Here is a 21,181-nt window from a genome sequence, read left to right on the forward strand (position 1 = left end):
CTTTGAGGAAAGTAAGGTCATGAGCAACACGACCCCGAATGCTGGCGAAACGCCAGCGACCGAGCAGCATTATGACCTGATGACTGCGAACCCGGTGTACAAACCGTTTCGCTACCCGTGGGCCTATGATGCCTGGCTAACCCAGCAGCGCGTTCACTGGCTCCCGGAAGAAGTGCCGCTGGCTGATGACGTGAAGGACTGGCACCGTACGTTGACGGAAGCCGAGCAGCATCTCGTGACGCAGATCTTCCGCTTCTTCACGCAGGCCGACGTGGAAGTGAATTCCGCGTACATGAAATATTACAGCCAGGTCTTCAAGCCGACTGAAGTGCTGATGATGCTGTCGTCGTTCTCGAACATCGAGACGATCCACATTGCGGCCTATTCCCATCTTCTCGACACCATCGGGATGCCCGAAACAGAGTATTCGGCCTTCCTGAAGTACAAGGAGATGAAGGACAAATACGATTTCATGCAGTCGTTTAATATCGACAACAAGCGTGAGATCGCGAAGACCATGGCGGCATTCGGCGCCTTCATGGAAGGGCTTCAGCTTTTCGCATCGTTCGCGATCCTGCTGAATTTCCCGCGCTTCAACAAGCTCAAGGGCATGGGGCAGATCGTGTCCTGGTCCGTGCGTGATGAAACGCTGCACTGCCTGTCCATGATCCGTCTGTTCCGCACGTTCATTCGTGAGAATCCGGAACTGTGGACGGAAGATTTCCGTGAAGAACTGAAGGAAATCTGCCGCACGACCGTTGAGCATGAAGACGCGTTCATTGATCTGGCTTTTGAAATGGGCCCGGTTGAGGGAATGTCCTCGGAAGACGTCAAGCGTTACATTCGCTTCATTGCGGATCGTCGTCTGACGCAGCTGGGTCTTGATCCGGTTTATGGTGAGGAAGAAAATCCGCTCCCGTGGATTGATGACATGCTGAACGCTGTTGAGCATGCCAACTTCTTCGAAAACCGCTCTACGGAATACTCCCGTGCCTCTACGTCCGGCACCTGGGAAGAAGCCTTTGAAGGCAGCGTCTTCGAATAATCTGCAGATAGGGGAGAGTCAGCTTTCGGGCAGGCTTTCTCCCCGTCGCAGAACCCGTTCGGCCGCATCGGTAAAGCGGCCATCCTCTTCATGCAAAATCAGTCCCGGACGCAGGCGAAAGATGCCTTTGCCGCCGTGGATGGCCTGGATCAGCACCAGTTTCGCTTCCCGTCCCTGTTTGGGCCAGAAGGGGTAGAGCTGGAGTGAACCGCACCCGTTTTCCAAAAGCGTCTGGCAGGCTCTGTCCGTGATCGCTGCGGATATGATGAACGTCAGTGTTCCACCGGGTAGAACCCAGCGGGTGAGGCTGCGGATCCACGCCTGTGGGTCGGTGTCTTCTGCGCTGAGGGCTAGTCGCCGTCGTTCGTCGGGGGAGGGCGTACCATGCGCGCTGTGCCAAGGAGGATTGGCCATCACGTGATGGAAGCGACCATTGGCTGTCGGAGCCAGAGCTCGCAAGGATGATGGGATTGTCGGGAGCACGGCCTGAAGAGCCGAAAGCGATGTTCGCGAGTCTGGAAACGGGTTGTTCAGAAAATTGTGAGCCGCCAGTTTCACTGTGTCCGCATCGGCCTCTAGCCCAATGCCGCTCACGCCAGCAACGCGTGCTGCAAGGCATAGCAAGCCTGCGCCTGCACCACATCCTGCTTCCAGAACAGTCTCTTCGGCTCGTGCAGGGACCGCTGCCGCCATCAGGACGGGCTCAAGCCCCGTACGATAGCCCTTCCGAAATTGTCGGTAGTGGAGTCGTCCGTTGAGCAATGTTCCGTCCCTTTCGTTTTCAGAAAGGGGGGAAGTGCTCTTCAGATGGGCCTTAGGGGGCTGCAATGGGTTGACCACCTTCCTGCTGCCGCTCATATGGTCATTCCAACCTGTCGTCCGGCGTTAATATGGCCTGGTCGCTTTTCCAGACAGGAAGAACGAGCAGGGATACGCCACATCATATCGTGCCTGCACGGTCCTGGGCAGTCCTAGGATAGTGTGCAGGAACTGGAGTAAAGACCCTTGGATTCTGCCGCACCGGATGCTGCCGTGACCGTTGATAAAGCTGTGGTTCAGGGTACAGGTGGCGAAAGCGCACTGTCAGCGCTGTCAGCCTATCTCGAAGAGGACATGCTGGCTTGCAACCGCGCCATTATCGCGCGGATGGAGAGCCCTGTCCCCCTGATCCCGCAGCTTGGCGCTCACCTGGTGGCTGCTGGCGGCAAGCGCCTTCGTCCCCTTCTGACGCTCGCTTCAGCACGGCTGTGTGGTTATCAGCCAGGCCCTGATCATCAGCGTCATGTCGGGCTCGCAGCCTGCGTGGAGTTCATTCACACAGCTACTCTGCTGCATGATGATGTGGTGGACGAAAGCACGCTGCGTCGTGGTCTGGCTTCGGCCAATGCCGTGTTCGGCAACAAGGCGTCCGTTCTGGTGGGGGACTTCCTGTTCGCCCGTTCGTTCCAGCTTATGACGGCAGACGGCTCCCTGAAGGTCATGGCGATCCTGTCAGATGCGTCTGCAACGATTGCTGAAGGCGAAGTCCTTCAGATGGTTGTGCAGAACGATCTCACGACGCCTGTTGAGCGGTATCTCGAAGTCATTCACGGCAAGACGGCCGCACTGTTTGCGGCTGCCTGCCGCGTCGGTGCTGTTGTGGCCGAGCGTCCGGATGCCGAAGAGGATGCTCTGGAGCAGTTTGGGACCAATCTGGGCATGGCGTTCCAGCTTGTTGATGACGCGCTGGATTATGCCGCAGACCAGCAGGTTCTGGGCAAGACCGTTGGCGATGACATGCGGGAAGGCAAGATCACTCTGCCGGTCCTGGCCGCCTATGAGGCCGGCTCACCGGAAGAGCGTGTGTTCTGGGAGCGCGTTATCGGGGAAGGTGAGCAGACTGAGGAAGATCTGCCTCACGCCTTGAACCTGATTGCGAAAACAGGTGCGATCAATACGACGATCGCCCGGGCGCAGGTCTACGCAGATGCGGCTGTTGAAGCCCTGTCCATTTTCCCGGATAGCGAACTGCGTCGCCTTCTGATTGAGACGGTTCAGTTCACGGTGAACCGGGCCCGCTAAAAAGCTCTGTTTTGCGCCAGTCCGCTCAGGGCTGGCGCAGACTTTGCTTTCAGGCCGTCAGTGCGAGCGGGCTGAAAAGAGACCATTCCGAAAAACCTAAACGGCTTACGGCGGCTTCTAGGCGTGGCGCATTGAATGGTGCGCTTGTCATGAAAAGCCGGGGCGGTGCTGCGACTTTGTCTGTTGCGATGGGGGCGAGTGTCTCAAGCACAGTGCGAACCTGTCGCGCGACGGCTGGTGCCGGGTCGAGCCAGTTCAGGTTTGGGCGTGCAAGGCGTTGAAACGCTGGCATCAGGAACGTGTAATGTGTGCAGCCAAGCCCGACCGTATCGATGGCCTCGCCATGAGGCTGTTCGAACAGGCAGGTTAGTTCGCGTTCGACGTCTGCATCCGGAATGGCATCGCCCAGAAAGGCGCGTTCGGCCAGATCCGCCAGTCTACGAGCACCGTGAGTGATGAGACGGCAATCCGGAGCAAACTGCCGATGCAGTTCCAGAACATAGGGGCGACGGGCTGTTGCTGACGTGGACAGCAGACCAACGGTTCGGGTTGTAGAAACACGCCCCGCCCAGCGGATCGGGGGGACGCATCCGACAACGGGGATGGAGAGACGTTCCCGGAGCGCTGGCAGGGCAATAGTGCTCGCCGTATTGCAGGCAATCACCAAAACGTCTGGCTGGACGTCACGGCAGGCTGATTCGAGCAGGCTGACGATGCGGCCGGTCAGGCGGTCATCAGGTTGCTCCCCATAGGGAAACAGCGCAGTATCAGCCAGATAGTCGATCGTAAGTGCGGGGAGGATGTCGCGCAGAGCCTGAACGACACCCATCCCTCCGATGCCCGAGTCAAAAACAAGGCATCGGGACGAAAGGGCAGGAGAGCCCACGGGCGTTAGCCTTCTGCTTTGGCCTTGAGTGCCAGCGCTTCTTCGGCGCTGCCAACACCGCCGTGTTTGCGGGACCAACCACAGGGATCTTCAAGGAAACGACGAACCTCGGCGCTGTCCTTTTCAGAGAAATAATCGCCGCCTGCACAGGCTTCGAGAACGTCCCACCAGGTGCACAGGGCGTGCAGGGAGATGTCCATGTCGGCCAGCGTTTTATGAGCGCCGGGGAATACGCCGTAAAAGAACACGACGAAGGTGTGGTTCACGATGGCGCCTGCATCGCGCAGGGCATTGGCGAATCGGATTTTGGATGCGCCGTCTGTCGTCAGGTCTTCGACCAGAAGTGTGCGCATGCCATCGGGCACATCACCTTCGATCTGCGCATTACGGCCAAAGCCCTTCGGCTTTTTGCGGACGTAAGCCATCGGCGTCATCATGCGGTCTGCGATCCACGCAGCGAATGGAATACCCGCTGTTTCGCCACCGACGACCGCGTCAATGCTTTCATAGCCGATGTGGCGGCCGATTTTCTCGACGGCCAGTTCCATGATCCTCGTGCGCGCACGAGGGAAGAAGATGATCTTGCGGCAGTCGATATAGACCGGAGACTTCCAGCCTGACGTCAGGGTGTAAGGTTCTTCCGGGCGGAAGTTGACGGCTTTGATCTCAAGAAGGATGCGGGCCGTGGTCAGGGCTGCGTCCCGATCCCACTGTGTGCGGCCTGCGATCGGGCTGTCTCCATGCTGTGTCATGCTGCTCTCCACTGACGTCGTTTTATGTGGTTTACCGGCCACAAGGCGCGAAGGGTAGTGCCAAATTCGCCCGCGCTTGTTGCTGTCATAGGGGGAGCCAATCTATGCTTGCGGAGTCAGGTCTCTCCCCCTAAGGAGTAAGACCGTTTTTCCTCTTCTGAAGCAGGATCAAAAGTGAGCATCGAAACCAGCCGGATTGGCCGGAAATGCGAACGTGCCGTCGTAACAGCCTATCAGGAACTGCGTGAGGTCGGTCAGCCGGACATGCAGGCTTTTGCCGCATGCACCACGCTTTACCGTATCCATCACCCTGAGTCGTCCATCACGGAAGCGCGCCGCCTTGTTGCGGAATGGATCGACCATCACGTTGTGCGTAAAGCCGAGGGGCAGACTCCGGGCTGCGATTGCTAATCCAGCCCGTGTGACAGGGGCCTTTCAGCCCCGGTCACTCATGGAAACAAACTCCCGCTTTGTTTCCCCTACATAAAGCTGGCGAGGGCGCGTAATCCGCCCGGCCGGATCTTCAATCATTTCTTTCCATTGGCTGACCCAGCCCACTGTCCGCGCAACCGCGAATAGAACAGTGAACATGCTTGTCGGAATCCCGAGAGCTTTCAGGATCAGACCTGAGTAGAAATCCACATTCGGATAGAGCTTACGGCTGACGAAATAATCGTCTTCCGTGGCCACTCTTTCCAGTTCCTTGGCAAGGTCGAGCAGCGGATCGCGCTCCAGGCCAAGCTCGGAAATCACTTCATGGCACGTCGCCTGTAGGATTTTCGCGCGAGGATCAAAATTCTTGTAGACGCGATGGCCAAAGCCCATCAGACGAACGCTGGAATTTTTATCTTTAACCTGCTCCAGGAAAGCAGGGATGCCCTCACGTGTTCCGATAGACTGAAGCATGTTCAATGCTGCTTCGTTGGCTCCCCCATGAGCCGGTCCCCAAAGCGCAGCAATACCGGCCGAGATGCAGGCGTAAGGGTTCGCGCCGGTAGAACCAACAAGTCGAACGGTCGTGGTTGATGCGTTCTGCTCATGATCGGCGTGCAGGAGCAGGATACGGTCCATGGCGCGCGCCAGAACCGGATTGACCCGGTAGTGATTGCCCGGGCGGGCAAAAAGCATGTGCAGAAAATTTTCGGAGAACGACATCTCTTCATCTGGATAGATGAAAGGCTCACCGATGGAATATTTGTAAGCCCAAGCTGCAATGGTCGGCACTTTGGCAATCAGCCTGCGGGCAGAGAGATCCCGGTCTTCTGCCTGTGAAATATCCAGACCATCATGATAAAACGCGGACAGCGCACCAACAGTCCCGCACAGAATAGCCATCGGGTGGGCATCGCGGCGGAAACCGTTGAAAAAATTGCGGATCTGCTCATTGAGCAGCCGATGGGTGTTCATGTCAGCTTGAAAAGCCTGATACTGCGGAGTGGTCGGCAGTTCTCCGTAAAGCAGCAGGTAGGCTGTTTCCGTGAAGCTTGCATTCAGGGCGAGGTCTTCAATGGGATAGCCGCGGTGAAGAAGCGTTCCTGCATCGCCATCAATGAATGTGATTTTGCTGGTGCAAGTTGCCGTTCCCGTCAGGCCCGGATCAAAGGAAAAAATACCCAGATTCTGTTGGATTCCACGCAGGTCTGCGACGTCCGGCCCCATGGTGCCTTTCAGGAGGGGCGCTTGCATGGAAGCGCCGCCAGCATGAAGGATAGCAGTTTCGGACTTTGGATCGTGCATGGAACAGGCGCCTGTCTGGCAGAGTGACGGAAAGGATTAAAGTCTAGGGCGTAGGGGTTTTCCCTGTCCAGAGACACCATCTGTCAAGCCGTCGATGGCTTCAAAAAAAGCGGAAAAACCTAAAAACCGTTGTGAAACTGCGCGTCTTAAAGTTTTTGTTAATAAAATTGTGTTTTTGAATGCGTTTCGGCTACAACCCGCGCTCTTCACATCGTCAGGTTTAGAAAATCTGCGATTTCCTTTTCCGTCAAAACAGGATTTTTATGTCTCAGATAGTTTCTTCAGGTCGGGCAGTCTCCGGGGGTACCGTCAGCGGAGAGGGTAACATTCTGACCGTTGAAAATGGTGGCTCTATTCAATACGGTAACCGTTGTGAGCGGTGGTGCTGTTTCTAACGAAGGGGAAGATCGTTTTCTGACCATCAGTAATGGTGGAGCCCTGGCAGTCGGGTCCGCGGGTACCTCCTACAACGCGACTGTTTTGTCCGGGAGGCTCCAGGCTGTTACGAACGGCGGTCATGCCTATAATGTAGCCGTCAGCGGCGGGGGAATGCAGGTTACGTCTTAGGGCGGTAAGTTGACCCATACACAATTGAATCTCGGCGCTACCCTCTCGGCTCTGTCTGGCTCGATTGTTGACCATGCTGAAGTTCGCAGTGGAGCGTTGTTCTACGTTGCATCCGGAGCGACGACCGTTATTTCGTCGGGCGCTGTCCTGACGCTGCAAAGCGGGGGGCATCCTGACCGAGACGATCCTGTCGTCAGGCGGACGGACTGATCTGGATTGGCTCAGCTATTCAGACGGGGAAACAGCAACCTTTGTCAACAGTGGGGGGGCTTATTATCTGAACGTCACTTTTGGTGGAAATGTCGTTTATTCCACGCGGATGCAGGGCGATTACAGCAGCAATGGTGTGGCCCTGAAGAAAGATGATGACGGTTCAACAATCGCTGCGCTAGGCCCGGTCTGCTTTCTTGGAGGAAGCCTTATCCAGACACCGACTGGTGAGGTCGTTGTTGAAGACCTGCGTGCTGGGGAAAAAGTTGTGGTCATCCGCGACGGCACCGAGCAGGTTGAACGTCTGAATTGGGTGGGACGCAAGAAAGTACAGGTTCGTAAAGGGCCGTATCTGGTTGAAGCTGGCTATCCGGTCCGCATCTGCGAAGGGGCCGTGTCTGAGCGCGTTCCTCATACGGATCTGCTGTTGACGCCTGAGCATTGCCTTTATCTCAATGGTGTTTTCATTCCAGTGCGTATGCTCGTGAATGGTGGCAGCATTGCCTACGCAACTGACATCACGTCCTATGACTACTACCATGTCGAGACAGCCAATCATGATGTGATTGTGACGAACGGTCTGACGACAGAGAGCTATCTCGACACAAGAAATCGCAACAGCTTTGCTCAGCATCTCCATCTCGAAACACGTTCGGGGCAACATATTGCTCCGATGCGTCAGGTCGGAGGAAGGCTCCTCTTTTCACTTCCGACGGGTGCGCGCACGGTGCGTCTGGTGTCACGTGCATCTCGGCTGTGTGATTCGGTTGGTCCCTATCTGGATGACCGCCGGATGCTCGGCGTTCTGACGCGCACGATCCGTCTTTGGGATGGAGATGGAATGCAAGAACTTATGGCGCGCCAGCCCGCAGATGCTGAGGGATGGTATCCAGCAGATCCATCAGGAATCCGTTGGACGAATGGCAATGCTCTTCTCGCACTCGGGGCGCGGTCGGCCACTGACGCGGGTGTTCTGGAGATCGAAATTCTTGAGGCTGGCCCATATGTAAAACCTCAGACCGCTGAAAAACGCATCAGTCTTCTTTGCGCCTGAGCGAGGCTGGTACGCCAGTCAGGGGGTAAGAACCTGACTGGCTTTGACAGTAGAAGGCCGGATATTCATCCAGTCTTCCTGTGTCTGAAAAACGGTTAGGGTTGCGGGCGCGTAACCATGTCTCAGAGCCGCAAAAGTATCACTTTGGAGAGCCGGCCCAGCAAGGTCATGAGCCAGTGTTCCTATGGCCGGGTTGTGCCCAATCAGGAGTAGCGTCCGGATATCTTCTGGTGTGGCGTGAATGAAGCCATAAAGCGTGTCGAGGTCAGCCCCATAGAGGTTGCTCTCAAGCTGCGGAACAGCCGCGCCTGGAAGAGCAGAGAGCACGCCCTCTACCGTTTCCCGTGTTCGGCGTGCAGGGCTGCAAAGCACTTGAACAGGCCCCGGTAACTCCAGCTTTGCAAGCTGGGCAGCAATTCTGGCCGCCTGTTGATGGCCCATTGGTGTCAATGGCCGCTCAATATCACCCGATCCTGAATAAAGGTGCGGGCCTGCTTCAGCATGCCGCAGGATGAGGAGCAGGCGTTCGGTCATTCAGTGGGTACCGTTGGCTTGGGCAGCGATGGCCTCGTGGTGGCGAATGACCTCACGAATGACAAATGCGAGAAATTTTTCAGCAAAATCAGGGTCCAGATGTGCGTCTCGTGCCAATTGGCGCAGGCGTTCGATTTGCCGGGCTTCCCGATTAGGGTCTGCGGCGGGCAGGCTGGAACGCGCCTTGAGTTCGCCAACAGCCTTGGTGCAGCGGAACCGCTCTGCCAGCATATGAATCAGGGCGGCGTCGATATTGTCGATGCTGGCACGCAGGCGCTCAAGTTCTGCGAGGGCGGAAGAGCTGTCAGAAATCATTGATATCGATCCATGCAAGGTGGCCGCCTTTTCCTGCGCCCAGATCCGTGAAGACAGCCGTGCCGCCAAGGCGCCCCGTCCGGCGCCAGGGGCGTCCGTCAGTCGAGCGGCGGTCATGGCCGACATAGACCGTCATTCCGTCCGGAATGCGGTTGATCCAGGTCAGGCGGCGTTCGGGATATCCGTCCGGCTGCATGCGGCCGGTGGTTTCGCCAAAAAGGGCGCGGGACAGGGGCGCGGACATTTCGCCCAGACCCGGGACTGCGGGTTCTGAGAGCATCGCTGTATGGAAGCCGCCGTGTACGAACAGCGCGCGGCCGAGCTGAAGCCATGTCGGGGCCGCCGCAATGGCGTCATAAGTGCGCTGTTGAAGCCCTTCGTACTCGGGAAGCGCAAATTGGCGCAGCGTTTCTTCAAGCGGTGGGTCTCGCCGCAGACGCCGCCCTTCCAGGGCACGACCGAGCTTCCGATCGTGATTGCCAAGAATGAAGAGGCCGCGCTGGGTTTCAAGCAGGTCAAGCATGAGCTCCATCACACCTGCGCTGTCCGGCCCATGATCCACCAGATCCCCGAGCTGGATGATAAAACGTTCCGTCGCTGTCGCGTGACGGAAAGCGTTGAGATCACCGTGCACGTCTCCCACCACACGAAGACCGTGTTCACGGATTCGCGTCATGATTGGGGCGGGGAGAGGTGGTTCGACGAAAATGGGTTCGGTCTTTCAAGGCGTTTTGTCTATCAAAAGGCTTCAACGCCTTAACGTCAATTTTCGATTGAAGAAAAAAGACTTCAGCCTTCGACAAGAGCGGCAGCACGCCCCAGATCAACCGACAATACCCGGCTTACACCACGTTCCTGCATCGTAACACCATAAAGCCTGTCCATATGCGCCATGGTGAGCTGATGATGGGTCACGACAAGGAAGCGCGTGCCCGCTTCCTTGGTCATATCTGCCAGAAGGGAACAGAAACGTTCCACGTTGGCGTCATCGAGCGGAGCATCCACTTCATCCAGCACACAGATTGGCGCAGGGTTACAGCGGAACGTCGCGAATATAAGAGAAAGGGCCGTCAAAGCCTGCTCGCCACCAGAGAGCAGGGACAGGGTAGAGAGCTTTTTCCCCGGCGGCTGGGCAAAGATTTCCAGGCCGGCCTCCAGTGGATCATCACTGCCGACCATACCCAGATGTGCGCGACCGCCTCCGAACATTCGTGAGAACAGCGACTGAAAATGCCGGTCCACTTCCGTGAAGACGGCCAGAAGCCTTTCGCGCCCTTCACGGTTGATGGTTCCGATGCCGCCACGTAGCCGGTTGATGGCCGCCGTCAGTTCTTCATGCTCGCGGGCGATGGTTTCAGCGGTCTGCTTGGCGTCCTGATATTCCGTCTCGGCCCGCAGATTGACGGCCCCGAGATCATCCCGTTCCCGGGTGAGACGGGAAAGCCTGCGGCGGGTGGACGTTTCAGCCTGCTCGGACAGATCAGACGGATAAACGCCCCCTTCTGGCGGGTCGCTTTCAGTCAGCAGACGCTCACGCGCTGCCACGGCTTGTTCAGCACGTTCCGTGTGGCGGGCAATCGCTTCCCGTGCGGAGGACAGGGCCAGATCAGCCTCCCGACGACGCTCCTGCGCAGCCTGACCAGCCTGATCGGTGGCTTCGTCTTTGGCGCGGGCTTCATCATAAGCCGCTTGAGCCTTCTCGAGATCCAGATCCTGCTGCTTTAGCGCGGCTTCGAGGCGAACCGGACTATGGGCTGCTTTGTTCCAAGCGTTTTCGAGCGTGTTCCGGCGTTCTTCCAGTTCCGCATGGGATTGAACGGCCAGAGAAATCTGTCCCTCAAGGTCGGATAGCCGTCCTCTGAGCGCCGCGATGCTTCCGTTCAGGCGCATATCTTCCAACGCAAGATGAGACAGGCTCTCCTGAACCGCCTGAAGCGCCTTCCGGGTTTCTTGCAGTTCCGCAGTGCCACCTAGTACGTTTTGTTCCAGAAGCGCCGGGTCTGGACGCTCTGCAATAGCAGCGTCCTGTGCCTGATGGTCCTTTGTGAGCTTGTCGACGAGCGCTTTGAGCTCCGCCGCACGTGGAGCAAGTGCCGTGCGCCGGGCGAGGGCTGCCGTGGCGGACTGGTCCAAGGTTTGCAATTCGGCAGAAAGGCGATCTGCCTTCTGGCGGAGGTCGCCCGTGGTCTTGCTCGCGGTTTCAAGCTTCTGCCGGGCGTCCTGATGCTGTTGACGGGCGACCGCGTCACGGCGCTCCAGATCCAGAAGATCCGGCCGGTCTGTGGCGGTTCTTGTAACTTCAAGTTCTGTCTGAAGAGCATCAATGTCCCGCTCCAGCCTTTTCAGAGCGTCTTCCAGTTCCTGAAGACGTGTCTGCGCTGTCTCATGACGCAGAAGGGCCTGATCCAACGTGCGATCAGCCTGTTCAGCCTCTGTCCGGGCTGTCTGGAGATCCCGCGTCAATGCTGTGAGAGCTGTTCGAGCCCCCTCCACGACCTGAGCTGCCTGTTCAGCCGTGTCCGTCAGAGCTGCCGGAGAAGGATGAGCGTCATAATCGGCCGCCGCCGTGTCAGCGTCCGAGCGTGCGCTTTTCGTAGCGGCTTCTGCGTCTGATAAACGACGTTCTGCTTCGTCCCATCGACCTTTGGCCAGCGCAGCCTGCTGTTCGCGTGACGAGAGCTGCGTGCGGGCCTTGCTCAGTTCAGGCTCCAGTCCCGAACGTTCCGACCGAAGACGTTGCAAGGTCTGTTCCGTTTCGACGCGAGTGCGCTGGGCTTCTTGGAAAGCGCTCTGTACGGCCGGAAGCCCCTTTTCCTGCTCAGCGAGAAGGGCGCGGGCCTGTGTCAGGCGTCGCCTTTGTTCCAGACGGGTAGCACCGGCATCAGGTGCGTCTCCCGAGCGAATAAAACCGTCCCATCTCCACAGAGCGCCATTCCGGCAGACAAGCGCCTGGCCGGGCTGGAGATGCGTTTGAAGAGCGGCACCTCTACCGGGATCATCCAGCAGGAAAACAGCGTCCAGGCAGCGTTTAACAGCGTCAGGCGCCGCAACCAGAGACGAGAGGGGCGGGCAGGACTCAATCTGTGGGCTGGCTAGTGCTGTGAGAGCAAGCCACCGACGGTCGGCCGCGACGGTCGTGGGTGCAAGCGAGGCATCCAGTCCGTCCGCCAGTGCCGCAGCGACGGCCCGTGCCAGATCCGCAGGAATATCCAGTCTGTCTTCCAGAGGGTCTGGCTGCGCGGCGACGGCTGCGAGTGTCTGTTCCAGCCCCTCACATTCCGAACGAAGGCGGAGGATTGTGTTTTCTGTGCGGGTCAAAGCCTCACGGGTAGCGCTCTCCGCTTCGGACGCGGACGAAAGGGCCTTTTCGGCCTCGGAAAGAGCGCCTTGAAGGGCATCCAGTCTCGTTTCCAGATCCGTGACGGTTGCTCGAAGGACTGCTACGTCAGTGTCTGGTACGAGAGCTTTCGCGGCGGTATCCCGCTCACAAAGAGCCGTTTCTACGCGCTTGGTCGCCTGATTGGCGGCCTGCTGTGCGCTTTCTTTCGCACGCAGAAGACCCTTATGGCGCTGAACGCCTTCCTCAGCCTTCGCGCGTGCTTCCAGCCATGCCGCATTGGCCTCATCCAGAGCTTGCCGCGCTGCGCGTTCCCGAGCAGAAATATCTTCCAATGCCTGCAGGGTCTTTTCACGCTGAGCTTGAAGCTCGGCGCGCTGTGCATCAGTCAGGAGAGCGGTTGCCGTCTGGGTATGAGCGGTGCGATCCTGAGACAGGCGGTCTGTCGCCGCCTGAAGGCGGCGCTTCAAATCCGCCTCGGTCTTTTCCAAAACCGTCAGCCGTTGCCGTCCGTCTTCGAGGGTGCGGCCCTGCAATTCCATTGCCAGACGCGCATCCTGAAGCGTGGCGAGAGCAGCAGCTTCGATCTGTCTGGCGTCTTCAGCCTCACTGATGGCGACATCGACCTGTTGGCGCAGGCTCTCCAGAGCATCATCGTCAGGTCGGTCTTTCTCCAGCGCAGTCAGTTCTGCTTCAAGTGCCTGAAGAGCACCTGTTTCAGCATCAAGTCGCGTTGTCAGAGCATCAAGAGCGCTTTTCAGCCCATCGCGACGGATCGCTTCTGCGTCCCGCAGACGGACCGCTTCTTCCAGAGATGCTGCCTGAGTTCGCTCAAGTGCTGCGAGCCGGTTCTGCTCTTCTGTGGTTTGAGCGCGCTGTTCAGGAATCTGGGCGTGTTCCTTTTCCTGCGTTTCCAGATCAGCAAGAGCGGCCGCCTGGGCGGCTCGATCCTGCGAGAGCCGTTCCGTGCTTCGGGTAAAATCTGCTTCGGCCTGCTGGAAGCGCGCCAGTGCTTCGGCCTCTGCTTCCCGCGCACGTGTGACGTCCACTCGTGCCGTTTCGGACTGGACTTTCAGACGTTCCAGAGCACTGCGAAGACGGTCTGTTTCTTCTCGAGCCTGTGGGGTGGCCTTGCGAGCTTCAAACTCGGCAATGGTCGCGTGTTCGGCTTCCTGCTCGGCTTTGCGGAGGGCCTCTCGAGCTTTGGCCAGATCATCCTTGCTGCGCTGTACGGCAAGATTGGCGCGGGCATGGAGAAGCGCATGAAGCTGAACTTCGGCTTCGCGCAGCTTCTCGGAGAGCTCACGATATTTCCGCGCCTGAACGGTCTGTTCTTCGAGACTGCCAAGGCGTTCTTCAATCTGAAGGCGAAGGTCTTCCGCACGGGACAGGTTGGTTTCGGTTTGGCGGAGTTTCAGTTCCGCGTCATGACGGCGGGCATGAAGGCCGGTGATGCCAGCGGCTTCTTCCAGCAGAAGGCGACGCTCTTCCGGCTTGGCCGCGATAAGCTGACCGACACGGTTCTGACTGACGATGGCAGAGCTTCGTGCACCGGACGCCAGATCGGCAAAAAGGGTCTGTACGTCACGCGCACGCATGACGCGGCCATTGATGCGGTATTCGCTGCCGGAGCCACGCTCTGCACGACGCGTGATTTCGAGGTCTTCAGCATCCTGAAACGGAGCAGGGGCAAGACCCTTGGCGCCCGTCAGATGGAGCGTGACCTGAGCGATGTTCCGGGCGGAACGTGCGCCTGTTCCGGCAAAGATCAGATCGTCCAGTTCGCCGCCCCGAAGGGCGCGGGCAGACGTCTCACCCATGGCCCAGCGCAGGCCTTCGACGACATTGGATTTGCCGCAGCCGTTCGGGCCAATAATGCCCGTCAGGCCCGGAAGGATGTCAACGCGCACCTCATCGGCGAAGCTTTTGAAGCCGCCGATCGTCAGGCGGCTGATCGTCGTGGTGTGAGTTGACATCGGTGTTTATGAAACGCCCTGAAAGAGGTCAGGACGCCTTGGAAACCAGATCGGCAAACTTCTCGTAGGTTTCCGGGTCCTGATCGTAGTGCGTGTTGTTGAAGCGGAAATACGGCGTGCCCTGGATGCTATAGGTGTCCGCATCCTTCTGCACCTGATTGAACATGGCCTGCATGAACGCCGTGTCTTCGCTGATGCTCTTGAACTGGGCAGCAGAGACGCCTGCCAGAGCCGACATCTGCTGAAGCCTTTGCATCGGGTCGCCACCCGAAGCGAAGGCCCACTGCATCTGGCTGGAAAGCAACGCGCCAATGAAAGGCACGTAACGGTCTTCTGGCAGGGAACGGGCCACCATGGCGGCGGTCAGGCCGACGCGGTCTCCGCAGAAATCATGGAACTGATAGCGGATCTTCCCGGTATCAATGAGCTGTTCCTTGATCTTCGGGAATTCTTCCGTTCCGAAATGGGCGCAATGCGTGCATGTCAGGGAAAACCATTCTTGCACCAGCACCTTGGCATTCGGATTGCCAATGATGCGCGGTCCCATGCGCGGGTCATTGGCAGGCAAAGCCGGCGGCGCATCTGCTGCACGGGCTGCCGTACCAGCAACGGCCAGCGCTGGTGCTGCGGACAGGATGAAACGGCGGGAAATCATGGGACGGGTCATTCAGGAAGCCTTTGCAACTGCTTTGGCGAACGCATCATAGCTGGAGACGACATCCGGTGCCGGAACGTCATTGATGCGGAAATAAGGAGTACCCTGGATCTGAAGAAAAGCACCATCGCGGTCCTGACGGTTCACAATGGCTTCACGCAGGGCATTATCGGCATTGATCTTGTCGAATTCAGCCGCTGAGATGCCAGCAAGGACAGCGCGCTTTTTCAGTTCCTGTATGGGATCGATGTTTTGAGCAAATGCCCACTGATCCTGTGTCCGCAGGAGATCGTCCACAAAAGGGGCGTAGCGATCTGCAGGAAGAGACCGGGCTAGCATTGCGGCCAGAAGTGCGACCTGATCCAAGGGGAAGTCATGATAGCGATACCGGATTTTTCCGGTATCGATCAGGTTGGTCTTGATCTGAGGAAAGATGGTCTGTGCGAAGTGAGCACAGTGAGAACAGGTGAGCGAAAACCACTCATCGACCTGAACCTTGGCATCTGGCGATCCCAGAACGCGCGGACCCATCCGGGGATCAGTCGAGGGAAGTCCATTTTCTTCTGCATGCGCGGAAGAAAATGACGCAACTGCCGCAAGGGCAGGCCCGGCAACGAGAAATGCACGACGGCCAAGGGTCATGGACAAGGCTCCACTACGGACAAGATGTCCTACTCACAACGCTGATCTGGCTCAGACGTCAAGACCCGCGTTCGTCGTCCTGCTGTCCCGTATCGGGCAGGGGCTTCTTTTCCCAGCCTTCTGGCACCCGCATCCGCAAGGCTCGAATATGGCGCGCATCCGCATCCAGCACGCGGAATTCCAGCCCGCTCTCATGGGTCAGAACTTCGTCTTTTGCTGGCACATGCTCTGCCAGGCGGAAGACAAGTCCACCAACCGTCTCGATCTCGGCTTCGCGCTCGGCATCCGTGAGAACAGCCCCGAGCCGCTCTTCAAGCTGGCGGACGGGCAGACGGGCATCAATATCGAAAGACCCATCCGCGCGCTCTACCCACGGGGTCGTGACAGGGTCGTCGTGTTCGTCCGAAATATCACCGACAATCGTCTCGATCAGATCTTCGATCGTGACGAGGCCGTCGATGCTGCCGTATTCATCAATGACAAGGGCCATGTGCATCCGGCGCTGACGCATCTGTAGCAGCAGATCAAGCACCGGAATGGTCGGAGCAATCATCAGAGGCTGACGAAGAAGCGGGCGGATGTCGAATGCCTCAGGATCATCAACATACGCCACCAGATCCTTCACATGGATCATGCCGGCGATATCATCGAGCTGGCCGCGATAGACCGGCATACGGGAATGGTTTTCCCGACGCATGTGATCCAGGGCATCGTTGAAGGAGATGCTCTCTGACATGGCAATGATATCTGCTCGTGGAATCATCACGTCATCCGCCGTGATGTCTCGCAAGCGCAGGACATTCATGATGAGGGCACGTTCCTGCCTGTCCAGCTCCGGCTCATCTCCCGTCTCTTCGAAAGGCTGGGCGGCTTCGTGGACAAGTGTAGCGATGGACTCGCGCAAACCCTGATCACGGTTGCGGCGGCCAAACAGTCCGAACAATCCGCGGGAATTCTTTCTACCGTCGTCTGAACGGTCAGTAATGTCTTCGCTCATGCCCGTCTTCCTGCCTGTCGCCATGGATCGCCAAAACCAAGCTGGCGCATCGTGCGGGTTTCAACCCCTTCCATGTCCCGGGCTTCGCCGGGAAGATAATGATCGTATCCTGCAAGATGCAGGGCCCCATGAACCACGAGATGGGACAGATGAGCGCGCATGCTGCGATGGGCAGCATCCGCTTCTTTCCGGACTGTCTCGTAACCCAGAATGATATCTCCGCCGTGAAGGGGAGAGACCGGCTCGAACGTCAGAACGTTCGTGGGTTTGTTCTTGTTGCGGAAGCGGGCATTGAGCCGCTTTACGATCCGATCTGTCGAGAGAAGAATCGACGGAGCAGGAGACCAGCTGAAATCCGGGCCACCCTGACGGGCGACGGCGGTAAGCGCACGATGGATCGTGCGCTCTGTATCAGAGACCGAGGAGCGCCATCTGGCGTCCTCGATGATGATGTCAGTACCGGCGTGACGACTTGGAGGTTCCATTGTTATCCCGGCGCGGCCGATCCCGGAAATTATCCAGGGGGGCAGGCGCTTTCTGTTCATAGGCATCGACGATACGGGCGACCAGCGGATGGCGCACCACATCAACGGATGTAAAGCGAGTGATGCCGATTCCCTTGATACCTTCCAGGGTCTCGACGGCTTCCCTTAGCCCAGATGATACCCCGTTGGGCAGATCAATCTGACTAAGGTCACCTGTAACAGCCATGCGTGTGCCTTCACCCATGCGGGTCAGGAACATCTTCATCTGGGCTGGGGTCGTGTTCTGGGCTTCGTCCAGAATGACGAAAGAATGGGCGAGCGTTCTGCCGCGCATGAAGGCCAGCGGGGCAACTTCGATCTCGCCCGTGCCCATCCGTCGCACGACTTGGTCACCCGGCATCATATCATTCAGGGCATCGTAAAGCGGGCGAAGATAGGGGTCGATCTTTTCCCGCATGTCGCCGGGCAGGAAGCCCAGACGCTCGCCGGCTTCCACAGCCGGGCGGGAAAGAATGATCCGGTCCACCTGTCCGGCAAGAAGCATGGCAACGCCCTGAGCAACAGCCAGATAGGTTTTGCCGGTTCCGGCAGGGCCAATTCCGAAAACCAGATCGGTCCGGCCCAACATTTCCATATATGCGGCCTGCCCATGAGACCGCGGAGCAATCACACCGCGTTTGGTGCGAATGGCCGGAAGATCGGTTAAAGGAGCAGACGTCGGAGAAGTCTGGAAATTTTGAGGGGCAGGTTTGTGCTGAACTGCTTCGCGACGAGGCTGTTGCTGCCTGGAAGGTGGGGCTGGCGGAACAGCAGCGCGTTGGCGTTCGTGATGCCGTGTAGGCAGCGCAGTCATTCGGATCACACCATCAACCTGCGAGCTGTCGATAGTGCCGCCCTGTTCGAGCTGATTGTACAGCGCGACGATAGCCGCCTGAGCGCGGCCTACGGCATCCGTTTCGCCTGAAATAGCGATTTTGTTGCCGCGGCATGAAAGCCTGACATTGAACCCCTCCTCAAGCTGGACGAGGTGTCTGTCATGATCTCCCAGAAGTCTCTGAAGGAGAATATTGTCATTGAAGCGCAATGCGACGGTGCGATTGCCTTCGGTACCACCAGGGGCGGCGACGGAGCGCGTCGGGGGTGTTGTCAGCAAGCGGAGGCTGTCTCCCGGATGAGGGTTCCACCAAGTGAGTTGGTCATGCGAGTGGTGATGGCGACCTTGGCGATGGTGCCAATCAAATGGTCCGGCCCTTCGAAATGAACGGGCTGGAGATACGGAGACCGGCCGGAGAGCTGTCCTGGCTTGCGGCCTTTCCCCGTAATGAGAATATCCTGAACCGTGCCGACCATGTCTGCATTGAACGCATCCTGCTGTTCACGCAGAAGGGCCTGAAGCTCTGCCAGCCGACGGGTCTTCACGTCTTCGGCCACCTGAAAAGGCTGGCCAGCGGCTGGGGTGCCGGGACGGGGGGAATATGTGAAGCTGTAGGCCATGGCGAAGCCGATATCGCGGACAAGCTGCATTGTCGCTTCAAAGTCTTCCTCTGTCTCACCGGGATGTCCCACGATAAAATCAGAAGACAGTGCCAGGTCTGGACGAGCTTCCCTCAGGCGACGGACACTCTCGCGATATTCATCCGCCGTGTGGCCACGGTTCATGGCTTTCAGGATGCGGTCCGAACCACTTTGAACCGGCAGATGGAGGAAAGGCATCAGGGCACGGTTATCACGGTGCGCGTCAATGAGGCTCTGGTCCACATCGCGCGGGTGTGAAGTCATGTACCTGATGCGATCCAGCCCATCCAACTGGCCCAGCTCGGCAGCCAGCTCAGCCAGTGTTGCGCTTCCGCCCTGGCCATTATCACCGTGATAGGCGTTGACGTTCTGCCCCAGCAGGGTGATTTCCCGAACGCCTGCAGCCACCATCCGGCGGGCTTCTGCCATGACTGACGCAACGGGACGGCTGGTTTCCGCGCCTCGCGTGTAAGGAACAACGCAGAAGGAACAAAATTTGTCGCAGCCTTCCTGAATGGTCAGAAAGGCAGTGAGATTGCCTGAAGATTGCGGCGCAGCTTCGGCGGGCAGGAAGTCAAACTTCTGTTCGGCCGGGAAGTCTGTTTCGATGACAGCGCCACCAGCGCGTGCGGCCCGAGCCACCATTTCTGGAAGGCGATGGTACGTCTGAGGCCCAAGCACCAGATCGACGTACGGCGCACGACGAAGGATTTCTTCTCCTTCGGCCTGTGCCACACATCCAGCGACAGCAATGATGCTGCGATCCTGACCATTCTCAATGCGTTCATCACGAATTTTGCGCAGCCGGCCAAGCTCGGAAAAAACCTTTTCCGTAGCCCGTTCACGGATGTGACAGGTGTTGAGAATCACCATGTCAGCAGCCTCAGGCGTGTCGACAGGGCCATATCCCAGAGGGCGCAGGACATCGGCCATGCGCGCGCTGTCATAGACGTTCATCTGACAGCCCCATGTAATGACATGCAGGCCATGACGGGCACGTTCGGCAGGGGCGGGCGCGGAGGCGGAAGTCTCGGTGGTCAAGGTTTCAATCCGGGGCTGGCAATATCAGGCACACACATCAGGGCTGCGGGCAGCGGGGTCAAGCCCACCCTGACAGAGGAAAGGTCAAACATGAGACTGGACCGGCATGTCAGACTGACCTGAAGCGGCATCACCATCTCCGGATGGACGCTGAATTGCTCCCATCAATGAAACTGAAAGTGACGCGGCGCTCGCCTGCAAGTCAAGACAAACCTTGGGTTGATCCAAAGATAACTCGGGCTCAGTTCTGGTCGTCAGGAACAAGTCCCTGTCTGAGCTTTGCCGCGCCCTCGCTGACGGCTTTGAAGGTGGCGTTTGCCAGCTCTTTCCGGGAACGGAAATTTTCCGGGTCCAGTGGTGGATGGAGCAGAATTGTAGCCCGCATCGAGCGCCATTGGCAGAAAGACCACAGGTGAGGCGTCAGATCCATGTCTCCGTACCAGGAGAAAACGGATCGGCGGCTGCGGCCAACTGGCAGCCCTTCCAGACGATCATAAACGATAGACACAGGCTGGACGAGCGTTGGTGGAGGCTTTGGCATGCCAGCCTGATCAAGCCGTCCAGGCTTTGCGACAGCAAAGAACGAGGACAGAAAGGGCAGAACACGGGAGCCGTCCGTCGATGTTCCTTCAGGGAACAGAACGATGTCATCTCCATTCCAGAGATGTTCGGTCATTTCCTGTAGCTCTTTGCCAGTATTCTGCCTGTTGCGGCTTACAAATATTGTTCTGCCCAGTCGTGAGATGGTGCCGATCAGTGGCCAGGAGCCAACTTCACCTTTCGCAACAAAAACAGTGTGAAGCGTGCCGCCAACAACAGGGATATCCAGCCACGAGCAATGGTTCGCGACATAAATAATAGGACGTTCTCCGCGCTGGACGTCCTTGGCGTTCAGGATTTTTCCGGCTCTCGTGCCGACGATGCGGATCTGCAAGCCGAGAATACGGCTGATCATGCGCCAGAAAATCCGAGGCACCCGAATCTTGCCGGAGCCAGGAAGGCGAATGAGTACGAACTGGATGATAGAGACCCAGAATGCCCAGATCAGAACAGCTGCAAGCCTTGCCACACAGGCAGTGCGGCTGAAAGCAGAGAACTGGGTCGTTGCCTGTTCGGCCGGAAAATTGACACTTTCGTCAATGATCGGTCGGTTATGGCGACGGCGGCCGAGTGGTGGCTGAGCATCAGGATGGGGCATGGGTGCTGAGTGATAAGGATTTCAGGCGCTGGAGACAATCTCGTTTGTCTTACGAACATTGTATACCTGCCTCGAAAGGTCTTTCTGTCATGGACTTGACAGTGCGTCGTGGGGTACTGCCACAAGGGTATGCGGCCACATCCGATCGGTTCGCTTTTCGTGGTTCGGCCTCTT

General features: G+C 58.0%; 21 protein-coding genes. 6 read left to right on the forward strand and 15 right to left on the reverse strand.

Annotated features, from left to right (window positions below; genetic code table 11):
• The first annotated feature begins 19 nt into the window (after positions 1-19).
• On the forward strand, positions 20-1,045 hold the full coding sequence (locus tag HK24_RS08190) for a ribonucleotide-diphosphate reductase subunit beta (RefSeq protein WP_046899852.1): 1,026 nt from the start codon (positions 20-22) through the stop codon (positions 1,043-1,045).
• 18 nt (positions 1,046-1,063) lie between these two features.
• On the opposite strand, the gene HK24_RS08195 is transcribed toward HK24_RS08190, so the two are convergent.
• The gene (locus HK24_RS08195) at positions 1,064-1,903 is read right to left on the reverse strand and encodes a tRNA1(Val) (adenine(37)-N6)-methyltransferase (RefSeq protein WP_086634067.1); all 840 of its coding nucleotides are present in this window, start codon (positions 1,901-1,903) and stop codon (positions 1,064-1,066) included.
• 147 nt (positions 1,904-2,050) lie between these two features.
• On the opposite strand from HK24_RS08195, the gene HK24_RS08200 reads away from it, so the two are divergent.
• Entirely contained in the window at positions 2,051-3,106 is a 1,056-nt protein-coding gene (locus tag HK24_RS08200) for a polyprenyl synthetase family protein (RefSeq protein WP_086634068.1), read from the forward strand.
• Between the two features lie 49 nt (positions 3,107-3,155).
• On the opposite strand, the gene murI is transcribed toward HK24_RS08200, so the two are convergent.
• Together murI and HK24_RS08210 are read right to left on the reverse strand one after the other, a co-directional pair.
• Entirely contained in the window at positions 3,156-3,992 is an 837-nt protein-coding gene (murI, locus tag HK24_RS08205) for a glutamate racemase (protein ID WP_086634069.1), read from the reverse strand.
• A gap of 5 nt (positions 3,993-3,997) precedes the next feature.
• Complete coding sequence (locus HK24_RS08210; RefSeq protein WP_086634070.1) at positions 3,998-4,744, reverse strand: orotate phosphoribosyltransferase; 747 nt, start codon at positions 4,742-4,744, stop codon at positions 3,998-4,000.
• 174 nt (positions 4,745-4,918) lie between these two features.
• On the opposite strand from HK24_RS08210, the gene HK24_RS08215 reads away from it, so the two are divergent.
• Positions 4,919-5,155, forward strand: coding sequence for a hypothetical protein (locus tag HK24_RS08215; protein ID WP_010502440.1), 237 nt, complete (start codon positions 4,919-4,921; stop codon positions 5,153-5,155).
• Between the two features lie 24 nt (positions 5,156-5,179).
• Here the strand turns inward: HK24_RS08215 and HK24_RS08220 are convergent, their stop codons facing one another.
• A complete protein-coding gene (locus tag HK24_RS08220) occupies positions 5,180-6,481 on the reverse strand; it encodes a citrate synthase (RefSeq protein WP_086634071.1) in 1,302 nt (433 codons plus the stop codon).
• A 342-nt stretch (positions 6,482-6,823) separates the two neighbouring features.
• On the opposite strand from HK24_RS08220, the gene HK24_RS13860 reads away from it, so the two are divergent.
• From HK24_RS13860 to HK24_RS13870, 3 genes are all read left to right on the forward strand, one after another.
• Positions 6,824-7,048 (forward strand): hypothetical protein, encoded by a 225-nt coding sequence (locus tag HK24_RS13860; RefSeq protein ID WP_233126182.1) that lies wholly within the window; start codon positions 6,824-6,826, stop codon positions 7,046-7,048.
• 9 nt (positions 7,049-7,057) lie between these two features.
• On the forward strand, positions 7,058-7,258 hold the full coding sequence (locus tag HK24_RS13865) for a hypothetical protein (protein ID WP_233126183.1): 201 nt from the start codon (positions 7,058-7,060) through the stop codon (positions 7,256-7,258).
• Positions 7,259-7,394: 136 nt separating this feature from the next.
• Positions 7,395-8,312, forward strand: coding sequence for a Hint domain-containing protein (locus HK24_RS13870; RefSeq protein ID WP_233126184.1), 918 nt, complete (start codon positions 7,395-7,397; stop codon positions 8,310-8,312).
• Positions 8,313-8,330: 18 nt separating this feature from the next.
• On the opposite strand, the gene HK24_RS08230 is transcribed toward HK24_RS13870, so the two are convergent.
• From HK24_RS08230 to HK24_RS08280, 11 genes are all read right to left on the reverse strand, one after another.
• On the reverse strand, positions 8,331-8,846 hold the full coding sequence (locus tag HK24_RS08230; RefSeq protein WP_086634072.1) for a histidine phosphatase family protein: 516 nt from the start codon (positions 8,844-8,846) through the stop codon (positions 8,331-8,333).
• Positions 8,847-9,161 (reverse strand): chorismate mutase, encoded by a 315-nt coding sequence (locus HK24_RS08235; RefSeq protein ID WP_086634073.1) that lies wholly within the window; start codon positions 9,159-9,161, stop codon positions 8,847-8,849.
• Entirely contained in the window at positions 9,151-9,837 is a 687-nt protein-coding gene (locus HK24_RS08240; RefSeq protein ID WP_046899576.1) for a metallophosphoesterase, read from the reverse strand. The genes HK24_RS08235 and HK24_RS08240 overlap by 11 nt, the downstream gene beginning before the upstream one ends.
• A 113-nt stretch (positions 9,838-9,950) precedes the next feature.
• Complete coding sequence (locus tag HK24_RS08245; protein WP_086634074.1) at positions 9,951-14,474, reverse strand: AAA family ATPase; 4,524 nt, start codon at positions 14,472-14,474, stop codon at positions 9,951-9,953.
• Positions 14,475-14,502: 28 nt separating this feature from the next.
• On the reverse strand, positions 14,503-15,141 hold the full coding sequence (locus HK24_RS08250; RefSeq protein WP_052750010.1) for a thioredoxin domain-containing protein: 639 nt from the start codon (positions 15,139-15,141) through the stop codon (positions 14,503-14,505).
• Positions 15,142-15,771, reverse strand: coding sequence for a thioredoxin domain-containing protein (locus HK24_RS08255; protein WP_086634075.1), 630 nt, complete (start codon positions 15,769-15,771; stop codon positions 15,142-15,144).
• A 58-nt stretch (positions 15,772-15,829) separates the two neighbouring features.
• Positions 15,830-16,768, reverse strand: a complete 939-nt coding sequence (locus tag HK24_RS08260) for a hemolysin family protein (RefSeq protein WP_064274061.1) — start codon at positions 16,766-16,768, stop codon at positions 15,830-15,832.
• Positions 16,765-17,253: an rRNA maturation RNase YbeY gene (gene ybeY, locus HK24_RS08265; RefSeq protein WP_086634076.1), complete on the reverse strand. Its 489-nt coding sequence runs from the start codon at positions 17,251-17,253 to the stop codon at positions 16,765-16,767. The genes HK24_RS08260 and ybeY overlap by 4 nt, the downstream gene beginning before the upstream one ends.
• Positions 17,222-18,406: a PhoH family protein gene (locus HK24_RS08270; RefSeq protein WP_086634077.1), complete on the reverse strand. Its 1,185-nt coding sequence runs from the start codon at positions 18,404-18,406 to the stop codon at positions 17,222-17,224. The genes ybeY and HK24_RS08270 overlap by 32 nt, the downstream gene beginning before the upstream one ends.
• Positions 18,400-19,809 (reverse strand): tRNA (N6-isopentenyl adenosine(37)-C2)-methylthiotransferase MiaB, encoded by a 1,410-nt coding sequence (gene miaB / locus HK24_RS08275; RefSeq protein WP_083956298.1) that lies wholly within the window; start codon positions 19,807-19,809, stop codon positions 18,400-18,402. Before miaB ends, HK24_RS08270 begins: the two co-directional genes overlap by 7 nt.
• 241 nt (positions 19,810-20,050) lie before the next feature.
• Positions 20,051-21,007 (reverse strand): 1-acyl-sn-glycerol-3-phosphate acyltransferase, encoded by a 957-nt coding sequence (locus tag HK24_RS08280; RefSeq protein WP_086634078.1) that lies wholly within the window; start codon positions 21,005-21,007, stop codon positions 20,051-20,053.
• Positions 21,008-21,181: the final 174 nt, after the last annotated feature.

This window comes from Gluconobacter sp. DsW_058 (assembly GCF_002153615.1).
Taxonomy (GTDB): Bacteria; Pseudomonadota; Alphaproteobacteria; order Acetobacterales; family Acetobacteraceae; genus Gluconobacter; species Gluconobacter cerinus.

Excerpts from the sequence above, each read along its gene's own strand:
- HK24_RS08190 (WP_046899852.1), top strand. The coding sequence starts at position 20 with ATGAGCAACACGACCCCGAATGCTGGCGAAACGCCAGCGACCGAGCAG.
- HK24_RS08195 (WP_086634067.1), bottom strand. The coding sequence starts at position 1,903 with ATGAGCGGCAGCAGGAAGGTGGTCAACCCATTGCAGCCCCCTAAGGCC.
- HK24_RS08210 (WP_086634070.1), bottom strand. The coding sequence starts at position 4,744 with ATGACACAGCATGGAGACAGCCCGATCGCAGGCCGCACACAGTGGGAT.
- HK24_RS08220 (WP_086634071.1), bottom strand. The coding sequence starts at position 6,481 with ATGCACGATCCAAAGTCCGAAACTGCTATCCTTCATGCTGGCGGCGCT.
- HK24_RS13860 (WP_233126182.1), top strand. The coding sequence starts at position 6,824 with ATGGTGGCTCTATTCAATACGGTAACCGTTGTGAGCGGTGGTGCTGTT.
- HK24_RS08230 (WP_086634072.1), bottom strand. The coding sequence starts at position 8,846 with ATGACCGAACGCCTGCTCCTCATCCTGCGGCATGCTGAAGCAGGCCCG.
- HK24_RS08235 (WP_086634073.1), bottom strand. The coding sequence starts at position 9,161 with ATGATTTCTGACAGCTCTTCCGCCCTCGCAGAACTTGAGCGCCTGCGT.
- HK24_RS08240 (WP_046899576.1), bottom strand. The coding sequence starts at position 9,837 with ATGACGCGAATCCGTGAACACGGTCTTCGTGTGGTGGGAGACGTGCAC.
- HK24_RS08245 (WP_086634074.1), bottom strand. The coding sequence starts at position 14,474 with ATGTCAACTCACACCACGACGATCAGCCGCCTGACGATCGGCGGCTTC.
- HK24_RS08250 (WP_052750010.1), bottom strand. The coding sequence starts at position 15,141 with ATGACCCGTCCCATGATTTCCCGCCGTTTCATCCTGTCCGCAGCACCA.
- HK24_RS08255 (WP_086634075.1), bottom strand. The coding sequence starts at position 15,771 with ATGACCCTTGGCCGTCGTGCATTTCTCGTTGCCGGGCCTGCCCTTGCG.
- HK24_RS08260 (WP_064274061.1), bottom strand. The coding sequence starts at position 16,768 with ATGAGCGAAGACATTACTGACCGTTCAGACGACGGTAGAAAGAATTCC.
- ybeY (WP_086634076.1), bottom strand. The coding sequence starts at position 17,253 with ATGGAACCTCCAAGTCGTCACGCCGGTACTGACATCATCATCGAGGAC.
- HK24_RS08280 (WP_086634078.1), bottom strand. The coding sequence starts at position 21,007 with ATGCCCCATCCTGATGCTCAGCCACCACTCGGCCGCCGTCGCCATAAC.